The 9,945-nt window shown below is 63.0% G+C and carries 16 protein-coding genes; 9 read left to right on the top strand and 7 right to left on the bottom strand.

Translation table 11 applies throughout. The features are described 5' to 3' along the window. The coding region (locus EOD07_RS38115) for a hypothetical protein (RefSeq protein ID WP_206519457.1) at window positions 1–194 on the bottom strand (194 nt) is incomplete at its 3' end. A 60-nt stretch (window positions 195–254) separates the two neighbouring features. Next, a complete protein-coding gene (locus EOD07_RS11075) occupies window positions 255–698 on the bottom strand; it encodes a metalloregulator ArsR/SmtB family transcription factor (protein WP_348627752.1) in 444 nt (147 codons plus the stop codon). Window positions 699–853: 155 nt separating this feature from the next. Between EOD07_RS11075 and EOD07_RS11070 the strand changes: the two genes are divergently transcribed. From EOD07_RS11070 to EOD07_RS11060, 3 genes are read left to right on the top strand one after another with little or no spacing between them, the layout of a single operon-like run. Continuing rightward, window positions 854–1,366: a hypothetical protein gene (locus tag EOD07_RS11070; protein ID WP_127235468.1), complete on the top strand. Its 513-nt coding sequence runs from the start codon at window positions 854–856 to the stop codon at window positions 1,364–1,366. A gap of 10 nt (window positions 1,367–1,376) precedes the next feature. Continuing rightward, window positions 1,377–1,913, top strand: a complete 537-nt coding sequence (locus tag EOD07_RS11065; protein ID WP_127235467.1) for a hypothetical protein — start codon at window positions 1,377–1,379, stop codon at window positions 1,911–1,913. Window positions 1,914–1,935: 22 nt separating this feature from the next. Continuing rightward, window positions 1,936–2,301 carry a hypothetical protein gene (locus EOD07_RS11060; RefSeq protein ID WP_164772170.1) on the top strand — a complete coding sequence of 122 codons (366 nt, stop codon included), beginning with the start codon at window positions 1,936–1,938 and terminating at the stop codon, window positions 2,299–2,301. Between the two features lie 199 nt (window positions 2,302–2,500). On the opposite strand, the gene EOD07_RS11055 is transcribed toward EOD07_RS11060, so the two are convergent. After that, entirely contained in the window at window positions 2,501–3,517 is a 1,017-nt protein-coding gene (locus tag EOD07_RS11055; protein ID WP_127235465.1) for a zinc-dependent alcohol dehydrogenase family protein, read from the bottom strand. Window positions 3,518–3,543: 26 nt separating this feature from the next. Next, window positions 3,544–3,939 (bottom strand): cupin domain-containing protein, encoded by a 396-nt coding sequence (locus tag EOD07_RS11050; protein ID WP_041010905.1) that lies wholly within the window; start codon window positions 3,937–3,939, stop codon window positions 3,544–3,546. Between the two features lie 205 nt (window positions 3,940–4,144). Between EOD07_RS11050 and EOD07_RS11045 the strand changes: the two genes are divergently transcribed. Continuing rightward, a complete protein-coding gene (locus EOD07_RS11045) occupies window positions 4,145–5,038 on the top strand; it encodes a LysR family transcriptional regulator (RefSeq protein ID WP_127235464.1) in 894 nt (297 codons plus the stop codon). Window positions 5,039–5,212: 174 nt separating this feature from the next. Next, complete coding sequence (locus EOD07_RS11040) at window positions 5,213–5,935, top strand: sulfotransferase (protein WP_164772169.1); 723 nt, start codon at window positions 5,213–5,215, stop codon at window positions 5,933–5,935. A gap of 68 nt (window positions 5,936–6,003) precedes the next feature. Here EOD07_RS11040 and EOD07_RS11035 read toward each other — a convergent pair whose 3' ends face one another. The 3 genes from EOD07_RS11035 to EOD07_RS11025 form a co-directional block, all read right to left on the bottom strand. Then, window positions 6,004–6,336 (bottom strand): hypothetical protein, encoded by a 333-nt coding sequence (locus EOD07_RS11035; RefSeq protein WP_127235462.1) that lies wholly within the window; start codon window positions 6,334–6,336, stop codon window positions 6,004–6,006. Window positions 6,337–6,496: 160 nt separating this feature from the next. After that, window positions 6,497–7,243, bottom strand: a complete 747-nt coding sequence (locus tag EOD07_RS11030; protein ID WP_127235461.1) for an SDR family oxidoreductase — start codon at window positions 7,241–7,243, stop codon at window positions 6,497–6,499. A 30-nt stretch (window positions 7,244–7,273) separates the two neighbouring features. Next, window positions 7,274–7,735, bottom strand: a complete 462-nt coding sequence (locus tag EOD07_RS11025; RefSeq protein ID WP_127235460.1) for a VOC family protein — start codon at window positions 7,733–7,735, stop codon at window positions 7,274–7,276. Window positions 7,736–7,867: 132 nt separating this feature from the next. Between EOD07_RS11025 and EOD07_RS11020 the strand changes: the two genes are divergently transcribed. From EOD07_RS11020 to EOD07_RS11005, 4 genes are all read left to right on the top strand, one after another. Continuing rightward, the gene (locus EOD07_RS11020) at window positions 7,868–8,755 is read left to right on the top strand and encodes a transcriptional regulator GcvA (RefSeq protein ID WP_073987393.1); all 888 of its coding nucleotides are present in this window, start codon (window positions 7,868–7,870) and stop codon (window positions 8,753–8,755) included. A gap of 36 nt (window positions 8,756–8,791) precedes the next feature. Further along, entirely contained in the window at window positions 8,792–9,055 is a 264-nt protein-coding gene (locus EOD07_RS11015) for a hypothetical protein (protein WP_245470033.1), read from the top strand. A gap of 192 nt (window positions 9,056–9,247) precedes the next feature. Next, window positions 9,248–9,550, top strand: coding sequence for a DUF982 domain-containing protein (locus EOD07_RS11010; protein WP_127235459.1), 303 nt, complete (start codon window positions 9,248–9,250; stop codon window positions 9,548–9,550). A 27-nt stretch (window positions 9,551–9,577) separates the two neighbouring features. Further along, window positions 9,578–9,862, top strand: coding sequence for a DUF982 domain-containing protein (locus EOD07_RS11005; RefSeq protein ID WP_040980354.1), 285 nt, complete (start codon window positions 9,578–9,580; stop codon window positions 9,860–9,862). Window positions 9,863–9,945 lie beyond the last annotated feature (83 nt).

The following is a 9,945-nucleotide window of genomic DNA, read 5'->3' as shown; positions in this document are numbered from 1 at the left end:
CCGTTCACCTGCTCGCAGCGCGCGGGGTCGGTCGACCATTTGCCGAGGAAATCGGCCGGCATCTTGGCTTGCGCGCCAGCGGGCAGGAACGCCGCCGTTACAACAAAGGCGACAGGCAGAAATTTTCCCCTGGCGGCGCGATTCCGGTGCGGGATGGATCGGGTTCGTGGCATGGCCGATCTGGTCGTAAGCATGGTTTCTCCTTCCTGCCCCGCCCGTTCGCCGCTGGCCCGCCCAAGGACCCGCGGCAAAGATCACACCATGTTTTGCGCCTTCACCCTGCTGGCTTTCGCCCTGGCGGGTTTCGCCGCGGCGGTTTTCAAAACGGCAGCCTCGGTTGCCTTCGGTTTGGCGGCCGGCGCCTTCTTGGCTCCGGCCTTGGCGCCCTGCGCCTTCTTCGCCAGCGCCTTGCTCTCGCGGCGGAACGGCCGGCCGACCGGGCAGATCTCCTGCACGAAGCCGGTCAGCGTCGAGGCCAGCGTATCGGGCATCTGGCGGTAATAGACGAACTTGCCCCGCTTCTCGCTCCGCACAAGGCCGGCATGCTCGAGCAATTGCAGGTGCTGCGAGATCGAGGGCTTCGACATGTCGAAGCGCGCGGCGATCTCGCCCGCGCTCAATTCGTGATGCGCGACATAGGCGAGGATCTTGCGACGTACCGGCGAGGACAGCGCCTCGAAGATCAATTGGATCGACATGCGACAATGCTACACGATATGAAGTCGATTAGGCAATCAATTAATCGTTGACGCGTAGACGATAAGCTGATTACCTAAATGACGTAACCACTCGAACGGGGCGAAGGGGCTTGAGACAGGTCGTCTGCCGATGGCGGACGGCAAAGGAGGACCAGATGCGCCCGGTCTTGATAACCCTGTTCAAAGTCTGCTTCGACATCCTTGCCACGATCGCGTTCTTCTACCTCGCTTTGCTTTCAGTGCCGTATGCGGTCGGGTTTCCCGCCGCCGGCCTTGCCCATCTCATCTCGTTCGTGCCTGGATTGTCCGGGGATTTCGCCCGGCATGAGGGCCAATCCCTCCTGACGGGCGGCCTGCTCTACACTTTGAGCGTGGTCTATCTGATGCTGTTCTTCGCCATCGGCATCGAGATCGTGCGACGGCTGGTCGGATCCAAATCGATCTGGCTCTACGTCGTCGGCGCCTTCGTCACCATGGCCGTCTATATCAGCCCGGCATCCACCGCGTCAGGCCCGTCGAAGGCATTCGCCGTTGCGCTGCCGCTGATGATGGCCGCTGCCGCGGGCGCCGGTTACTGGCTGGTGACGATCAGGCTTCGGGTAATCCTCATTCAGACCGCCCGGCGCCTCATCTGCGGCGCCGACGCCAAATCCTGCCTGTTTTCCTGAGGAGGTCAAAATGACTGTATTCCGCCTTTCGACGCTCGGCTTCATCGCGCTTTCGACATTCGCGTTGCTTGCCTTCACCGCCGGCACGGCCGCATCCGCGACGGCCGAAGCCGCGCCTGCGGAAGACCTCCACAAGCTCTGCCGGCAGGTGAAGAACGACGACACGGTCCGTCCCTACTCGCACGCGCTCTATGCCGGCACGGTCAAGGCATTCAAGAAGCTGTTCCCCGACGCCAAGTCGGTGCCGGAGGAATCCCAACTCCAGACCGAAGCCAACTACCGCTGCATGAACGGCAAGGTGCTGACCTGTTTCATCGGCGCCAATCTGCCTTGCGCCAAGATCAATGCCGAGCGCAACAATCCCGGCGCCTCCGACTATTGCAAGACAGCGAAGAACGGCGACACCCCGCCGATGGCGGCGACCGGCCACGACGCGCTCTATGCCTACACCTGCCGGGACGGCAAGGCGGTGGTCAGCGGCACGGTGTGGGCGCTCGACAAGCGCGGCTTCGCCACGAAACTGTGGGCCGAGGTGCCTCAGCGCTGAGGTGATCAAGGCATTGCAAGCGGTGGCCCGCGACCATGGCGAGGGCGGCAGGGCCTTCACCATCTATCTCCTGCTCGCCGTGGCGCTGATGGCGGTCGGCGTTGTCACGGTGCCGATCGCCGCCGTGATGGCCTTCCTCGGTCTGTTCGGACGCGATACGCCGTCATGGCTTCGCAGCCACTACGGATTTCAGTTGCGCAGCACGCTGATATTCCTGCTCTCGCTCGGCGCGATCGTCCTCATGCTGCCGGGCGTGGACGGCGGAGCGGCATGGGCCGGCTATGTCATGCTGGCGGGCGTGATCGGCCTTGGCCTCTTCGTCATCCGTTGCTTCTGGGGTCTGGCGGTCCTGTATCGCCGGAAACCGATCCCCGCCTGGCTGATCTAAGCCGGAAGCCACCGAAGACAGCCGCCATGATCGGCAGCAGTCCCCGCCATGGCGCCGCTTCCTTCGGGTGCCGTGTCCATCGCGACCCTCGCGGCGCCTAGATAAGGATGACGTTTCGTTGAACCACCATCCTTGATCTAACTCTTTTGTGGAGCATGATCTTCTCCGAAAACCGGTTCCCACTTTTCGGGATCATGCCTTAGACCTCGAGCATGACCTTGATGGCGCGGCGTTCGTCCATCGCGCGGTAGCCTTCCGCCACCTCGGCCAGCGGCAGCTTGAGGTCGAAGACCTTACCGGGCTTGATGCGGCCTTGCAGCACGCGCTCCATCAGGTCGGGCAGGAAGCGGCGCACCGGCGCCGGACCGCCCAGCATGCGCTTCTGGCCGAAGAACAGTTTCTGGCCATCGAAGCTCACGCCATGCGGCACGCCGACATAGCCGATTGTGCCGCCAGGCCGCGAGCAGGCCAGCGCCTGGTCGAAGGATTCTCCCGTGCCGACGCATTCCAGCACCGAATCCGCGCCGACGCCTCTGGTCAGCTCCTTGATGCGCGCAATGCCTTCCTCGCCGCGTTCGGCCACGATGTCGGTGGCGCCGAACTCGCGGGCGAGCTTCTGGCGGCTGTCGTGCCGGCTCATGGCGATGATGCGTTCGGCGCCCATCTCCTTGGCCGCGAGCACGCCCATCAGGCCGACCGCGCCGTCGCCGACGACCACCACCGTCGATCCCTCGCGAACCTCGGCGGCATCGGCGGCGTACCATCCGGTGCCGAGCACATCCGAGACGGCCAGCAGGTCAGGGACAAGCTCGGCCGGCGGAACCTCGGACGTCGTCACCAGCGTCCCGTCAGCCAGCGGCACGCGGGCATAAGGCGCCTGGGCACCGCTCATGAACTCGCGCTGCTCGCAGGACGACTGGAAGCCGAAGCGGCAATGCGGGCAGGTGTTGTCGGAGAGGCAGAAGGAGCCGACGACGAACTGCCCGGGGCGGACCGTACGCACCTCTGCGCCCACCTCGACGACGATGCCGCAATACTCATGACCCATGTGCTGCGGACCGTTCACCGGCTGCAGTCCGCGATAGGGCCACAGGTCCGAGCCGCAGATGCAGCTTGCCGAGAGCTTGATGATGGCGTCCGTCGGGCGCAGGATTTTCGGGTCGGCGACTTCCTCGCAGCGGATGTCGCCGGGCTTGTGAAGAATGGTTGCGAGCATTTCCTGCTTTCCTTTGGTCGATCGGGTCAGGCGCCGTAATCGGCGTCGCTGACATGTTCCAGCCAGTCCACGACCTTGCCGTCCTTGACCTCCTGGAGGGCAATGTGAGTCATGGCGGTTTCGGGGGACGCGCCGTGCCAGTGCTTTTCGCCGGGCGCGAACCAGACGACGTCGCCGGGCCGGATATCCTCGACCGGGCCGCCCTCGCGCTGCACGCGGCCGAGGCCGGAAACGACGACCAGCGTCTGCCCCAGCGGGTGCGTATGCCAGGCGGTGCGGGCGCCGGGCTCGAAGGTGACCTGCGCGCCCTGCACGCGCTCGGCGTCGAAGGGATTGAAGAGCGGATCGATCCGCACCGTCCCGGTGAACCAACTTGCCGGACCTTTGCCGGAAGGCCTCGAGCCTGCGCGAAGAATGTCCATGATGATCTCCTTTTGCGTCCTCAGATGCGTTTCTATCTCAAACGGCCCGCTGTCGAGTCCTCCAGTCATTTCGCTGGCGACTATATAAATCACCGGCACTGTCCGGATTAGCCGTTGCAATCTGCATGGACTTATCCATTCTTGATATGAATTGGAGGCCACGGACCGCCACAGCTCGAGCGAGCGGCCCTGGTAGGATGTGTTCATGCAGCGTGAGGATCTGAAGGACTTGCTGTGGTTCCTGACGGTGGCAAGGGAGCGCAGCTTCACCAGGGCGGCGGCCGAGCTCGGCACGTCGCAATCGACGCTCAGCCATACGATCAAGCAATTGGAGGCGCGCCTCGGCGTGCGGCTGCTCACCCGCACGACGCGAAGCGTGGCGCCGACGGAAGCGGGCGAGCGGCTCTACCAGTCGCTCGTCCCGCGCTTCGAAGGCATAGAGTCCGACCTTTCGAGCCTTGTGGCCTTCCGCGACAGGCCCGCGGGCACGGTGCGCATCACGCTGTCCGATCATGCGCTGCGCATGGTCGTCTGGCCGAAGCTCGAGCCGATGCTGCGCGACTATCCGGATCTGCGCGTCGAGCTCTACAGCGACAACGGCATGCGCAACATCGTCGAGGAACGCTTCGACGCCGGCGTGCGACTCGGCGAGAGCGTCGACAAGGACATGATCGCGGTGCGCATCGGCCCCGACTGGCGGCTGGTAGCCGTCGCCTCGCCGGACTATTTTTCGCGCCGCCCGGTTCCGAAAATTCCGCAGGACCTCGTCGGGCACGATTGCATCAGCCTGCGGCAGACCACCTTCGGCGGGCTCTATGCCTGGGAATTCGAGAAGAAGGGCCGCGAGCTCAGGGTCCGGGTGGACGGCCGGCTGACCTTCAACACCACCATCCCCATGGTTGACGCGGCCCTAAACGGCCACGGCATCGCCTACGTCCCGGAAGACCTCGTCAGCCAGCACCTGGCCGAGGGCAGGCTCAAGCTCGTGCTCGACGACTGGAGCCTCCCCTTCCCGGGTTATCACCTCTACTACCCGAGCCGGCGGCAGCTCTCGCCGGCGATGGCGGTGATCGTCGAGGCGCTGCGGCATAGAAATTGACGCGGGCCTGCCGCGGCCCGCCCGCCGCAGGATTCGCCCAGCCGATCTGAATGCCACCGAGAGGCCATAGCGGCCGGGGCAATTATCTGTTCGTCATCGACGGCATATGAGCATTCCCTATTGCAATCCCCGGAAGAAAAGGATTGATTAAAATCCTCGGGGGAGATCAAGATTGTGAATAAGGGTGTGGTGCGGCTTCTTCCGAAGCCCAAGGTTTCAATATTCATTTGTGGATGCGGACATACGGGATCAACTTTGCTCGCCCGGATACTGGCTGCGCATCCGGAAATTTTTTCCATCCGCCGCGAGACAAGCGCGTTTGTCTCGAACAACGGGGCGCGATGGACGAAGCTAAGCGTGGTTTTGTTGCAGGCAGCCATTTCGCGCCGCAGCGTCTGGGTCGAAAAGACCCCAAACCATATCCACTATACGAGGCAGATCGCCGAGACGATTCCGGGCGCGCGCTTTATCGTCGTCACGCGCGACGGCAGGGACATCGTGGCCTCGCTCGGGCAGCGTTACGAAGGGGATTTCGACAAGGCTTTCCACAGATGGATGGCCGACAGCAGGGCCTCGATGGCGCGTATCGAAAAGGGCGCAAGCATCCTGTGGCGTTACGAGGATTTCATCGAATCGCCTGCGCTTTCCATCGAAAGACTATGCCGCTTCATCGGCGTGACCTTCGACCCGGGCATTCTGAACTATCACCAGCAGCCCGTCGTGTGGGGTCGGGAAAAGGCCGTGCGCACGCCGCATTCGGCTCGCCGGCACTCCCAGGTGAACCAGCCGATCACCGACTATAGGGGTGGCTGGCGATCCGGGCTGCCAACCAACGTGGCCTGCCGCTTCGACACAGGCGAAGCGCGGGAAATCATGGACTATTTCGGGTACGCGTAGGCCGAGCGTCCGGCGGGCTATTGACCCACCAGACCTAAACGCAAGCGAGTGCGGCGTGGGCGTTGGGGCTAGCGCGGGAGCAGCCGCGAGACCTTGAGCCGTGGCGCGAAGAAGCAGCGCAAATAAGGCTGGTTGGTTATGACGTAGTGGTTCTCGCAGATATGGTATCGGCCGTCGGGCGATTCCTGCACGCGGTCCGGCGGGATGTTGAAGCCATCCGGCAGATAGACATAGCCGCCATCTGCCCTGGATTGCACCGAGGACTGCGGTATGGGGCGGCAGTCCTTACCGCCGCAACACTTGAAGTTCGTTACCGGATCGACCTTGTTTTCGTACCAGTCATGGGCGTTGGCGCCTGTCGCGGCGGCAAGGCACATGGCGGCAACGATGACCCTTCGCATGGCACTCCTCGACGAGGCGGAGGCATTGCTCATTCGAGCGTCATGTATATTAGCGTTCCGCGGGAAACGCCACGTTCAGCGAGGGTCCGGCGGCGAAGCCGGCACTGATGGAAGGCGATGGGCGGAGCCGAATCCTCAGACAGAGGTCCGGCCTTTCCGATCACACCAGCCGCTGCCCGCCGTCGATATGGACGGTCTCGCCAGTCATGAATTCGTTCTGCATCAGATAGAGATAGGCCGGCGCAATGTCGGCGGGCCTGGCGATCCTGCCGGCCGGGATTCGGCCGCCCATCTGCTCGAAATAACTTGCCTTGGCTTCGCCGACGATCTCGTCCCACATCTCGGTGTCGACCCAGCCGGGCGAGACGATGTTGACGCGGGTCGGCGCGAGCTCCAGCGCGAGCGCCCGGGCGAAATAGGTGAAGGAACCGGCGACCGCCGAAACCACCGAGCCGCCCGGGACCGGCGGGCGGTCCTTGTTGATGCCGGAAGTAAAGATCATCGAGCCTCCCTTGTTCAGCGTGCGCACGGCATGCTTGGCGAGCATCACCGCGCCGATGAGCTTGCCGTCGACGAATTGACGCACGAAATCCATGTCTGTCTCGCCGATCGGATCATTGGGGGGCGGCGTGCCGGCCGTCGCGACCAGATGATCGAAGGCGCCGATCGCGTCGAACAGCCGGGCGACGTCCGCCTCGTTGGCCATGTCTGCGGCAATGGCCGCCACGCGCCCTGCCCCGGCGAGCCTCTTCGTCGCGGCCTTCAGCTTTTCCGCCGAACGGCCGGCGATCACCACCTCCGCACCCGCTTCCAGTGCAGCCGCCGCGACGCCGAAGCCGATGCCGGAACTGCCTCCGACGACAATGATCTTCTTTCCATTGAGTGAAGTCATAGGGAGACTGGTCATGGGTCTTCTCTGTCCTTGTGATGCGGGAAATCAAGCGCGGCCGGCGTGGGCCGCTTCGATGTCGGCGAGGATGATCTTCCGCATCGAGTACATCGCCTGTCGCGCCCGGTCGGCCTTTACGCGGTCCGGGTCGTTCATCAGGCGCAAGGCCTCGCTCGGGATGACCTGCCAGTAGACGCCGAACTTGTCCTTCAGCCAGCCGCAGGGCTGTTCCGAACCGCCGCCGGCGATCAGCGCGTTCCAGAAATAGTCGGTCTCCGCCTGGTCCTTCGTCTCGATATAAAGCGAGATGCGCTCGTTGAACGGCGGCACGCCGCCGGCGTTGAGTGCCGTAAAACGCTGGCCTTCGAGCTCGAAGTCGAAGATCGCGTGCGGCTTGTCGGTGAACTCGATGGTCTGCAGTGCGCGGCTGTTCCTGAAAACGGACAGATAGAAGTCGCGCGCGGCTTCTGCGTCCAAGTTGAACCAGAGGAAGGGATGAACGGTGGCCATGATGTCCTCGCAGGCTTGACCTGAAGTGAGCGTTGATCACAAATTCTGTGAGGATTTTTGGCTGGAAAAGGCTCGACGGACAAACCAAAGTTTGGCAAGTATTTGTTACCATAACTCACAAATGACTTCGCCATGACCCGCAGACTGCCGCCGCTCAACGCCTTGCCGGCCTTCGAGGCAGCCGCACGGCATTTGAATTTTTCCAGGGCCGCCGATGAGCTCAACCTCACGCATGGCGCGATCAGCCGGGCGATAAAACATCTGGAGGATCAGCTCGGCGTGCAGCTCTTCGAGCGCGCGACGCGTTCCGTGCGGCTCACTCCTGTCGGCGAGCCTTATGCGGTTGCCGTGCGCGAGGCGCTCGACCAGCTCGCGCTGGCGACGCAAACGGCGACCTCGCGCCATTCCGGGTCGACGCTCAACGTCAGCACCTCGGACGGCTTCGCCGGAAAATGGCTGGTGCCGAGGCTCTATCGTTTCCACCGTGCGCATGGCGATATCGATGTGCGCGTCTCGACCACCGGCAGGCTGACCAATTTCCGCGGCGACGGCATCGATGTCGCGATCCGCTACGGCGCCGGCCATTATCACGGGCTGACCTCGGAATTCCTCACCGGCGAGGAGGTGTTTCCGGTCTGCAGCCCGAAGCTCTTGGAAGGCCCGCATCCGCTCAAGCACCCGCAGGACCTCAAGCACCACACGCTGATCCGGGACGGCTACCGCATCGACTGGGCGGCATGGCTTGCCAGCGCCGGCGTCGAAGGCGTCGACCCGAACAGCGGGCTCACCTTCGATTCCGCGACCTTCGCAGTGGAGTCCGCCGTCCAGGGCGAAGGCGTGGTGCTGGGACGCACCATGCTGGTTTCAGCCGACCTCGCCACCGGCAGGCTGGTGCGGCCGTTCGATCACGCGCTGAAAGCGGTGTCGAGCTTCTATCTGGTCTACCCGCCGGAAGCGATCCGCCAGCGCAAGGTAAAGGCGTTTCGCGACTGGCTGTTTGAAGAGATCGGGCCAGTTTAACGGGCGAGCTCCGGGCTGGCGTCGGAAATCCGCCGCTTGCGAAGACGTGCCGATTGCGCGATGCTCCACAAAATGGCTAGCGAGTATCTGGACCACAAACTGGAATGCCCATTTTGCGGCACCATCCGTCTGCAGATCCCGGCCGATGCCCAACCCACAACGCCCATCCGTTGCGCCGAGTGCGGCGAATATCTCGGCACGTGGGATGAGCTTCAAACCGACTTCGAACAACAAGGCGGTACGAACGGCGTGTTCCGGCTGGACAAGGGGCGTATCCAGAAGCTCAATCCCAATCGCTGACAAGGCCACTGCCGGCGGCTTGGATGCCGGTTGATCGACCGAACAGTACGGGACATTGGGCCTGCGGACATTGACCGCATCCGCGAAGTCCTTGACGGCTCAAACTCATAAACCCATATCGCATCAGGGCGCGGACCGCTGGGGTCCCCGCCCCTTTCAAACTCAAATTGTTCGTTCGACTTGGAGGATCTTATGAACGATCGGATGTTCGACAGCCCTGTTTTCGTCAAGAGCGGAAACAGCCTCATCCAGGAAATCGCCTGCCTCGAGGACGCCCTGGAATTTCTCTATGAATGGCCCAAGAACAGGCGTGGGCCGATCTATGAAACGGCGCTTCGCGCCTGCCAGCGCGCATTCGACAGCGGCTTTCCGCTGACGGCGGCCAGAGAGGCCTTTTGCGGTTTTGCGAAGTCCGCCAAAATCCAGGAAGACGTGAGCACCGCCCTGCCCTGGATGATCGGCAAGGGCGGCAAGGGCGGCGGGCTGACCGCCTAACCTCATCGCGGATCGAGGACGTTCGCGATGCTCGCCAAACCGTTCGAAAAGCCAATCCGCGTCTGGGTAGGAATGGGATTTCCGCGCCAGTTGAACACTGTGGTGGACGCCTATCAGTTTGTTATCGACTGGTGCGGTAACAGCCCCGAGCAGAAGGCTGCGATCCGTGCCTGCAGGGCTGCCCTGGCCGGAGATGTGGATGCAGAAACAGCGAGGGGTGTTTTCGTCGCCTTTGCTCGCAAGAAAGACATCCTCATCGAGGATGGCGCCATTCCTCCCATCCTCGGAAGCGCTCAGCCGAAGCATGTCTGATGTGACCGAGGCGGCGGGCAACGCCGCCTCCTTCTTCCGACAAAAAGCCAGCTTGGATAGTTGACGCCCAAATGGAGGCAACC

It is taken from the genome of Mesorhizobium sp. M2C.T.Ca.TU.002.02.1.1 (assembly GCF_003997225.1).
Note: the sequence above shows the minus strand (reverse complement) of the source record. Positions and strands in the feature narration are given on the sequence as shown.

Excerpts from the sequence above, each read along its gene's own strand:
- EOD07_RS11065 (WP_127235467.1), top strand. The coding sequence starts at position 1,377 with ATGACTGTATTCCGCCTTTCGACGCTCGGCTTCATCGCGCTTTCGACA.
- EOD07_RS11070 (WP_127235468.1), top strand. The coding sequence starts at position 854 with ATGCGCCCGGTCTTGATAACCCTGTTCAAAGTCTGCTTCGACATCCTT.
- EOD07_RS11010 (WP_127235459.1), top strand. The coding sequence starts at position 9,248 with ATGAACGATCGGATGTTCGACAGCCCTGTTTTCGTCAAGAGCGGAAAC.
- EOD07_RS11035 (WP_127235462.1), bottom strand. The coding sequence starts at position 6,336 with ATGCGAAGGGTCATCGTTGCCGCCATGTGCCTTGCCGCCGCGACAGGC.
- EOD07_RS11025 (WP_127235460.1), bottom strand. The coding sequence starts at position 7,735 with ATGGCCACCGTTCATCCCTTCCTCTGGTTCAACTTGGACGCAGAAGCC.
- EOD07_RS11050 (WP_041010905.1), bottom strand. The coding sequence starts at position 3,939 with ATGGACATTCTTCGCGCAGGCTCGAGGCCTTCCGGCAAAGGTCCGGCA.
- EOD07_RS11075 (WP_348627752.1), bottom strand. The coding sequence starts at position 698 with ATGTCGATCCAATTGATCTTCGAGGCGCTGTCCTCGCCGGTACGTCGC.
- EOD07_RS11005 (WP_040980354.1), top strand. The coding sequence starts at position 9,578 with ATGCTCGCCAAACCGTTCGAAAAGCCAATCCGCGTCTGGGTAGGAATG.
- EOD07_RS11030 (WP_127235461.1), bottom strand. The coding sequence starts at position 7,243 with ATGACCAGTCTCCCTATGACTTCACTCAATGGAAAGAAGATCATTGTC.
- EOD07_RS11055 (WP_127235465.1), bottom strand. The coding sequence starts at position 3,517 with ATGCTCGCAACCATTCTTCACAAGCCCGGCGACATCCGCTGCGAGGAA.
- EOD07_RS11045 (WP_127235464.1), top strand. The coding sequence starts at position 4,145 with ATGCAGCGTGAGGATCTGAAGGACTTGCTGTGGTTCCTGACGGTGGCA.
- EOD07_RS11020 (WP_073987393.1), top strand. The coding sequence starts at position 7,868 with ATGACCCGCAGACTGCCGCCGCTCAACGCCTTGCCGGCCTTCGAGGCA.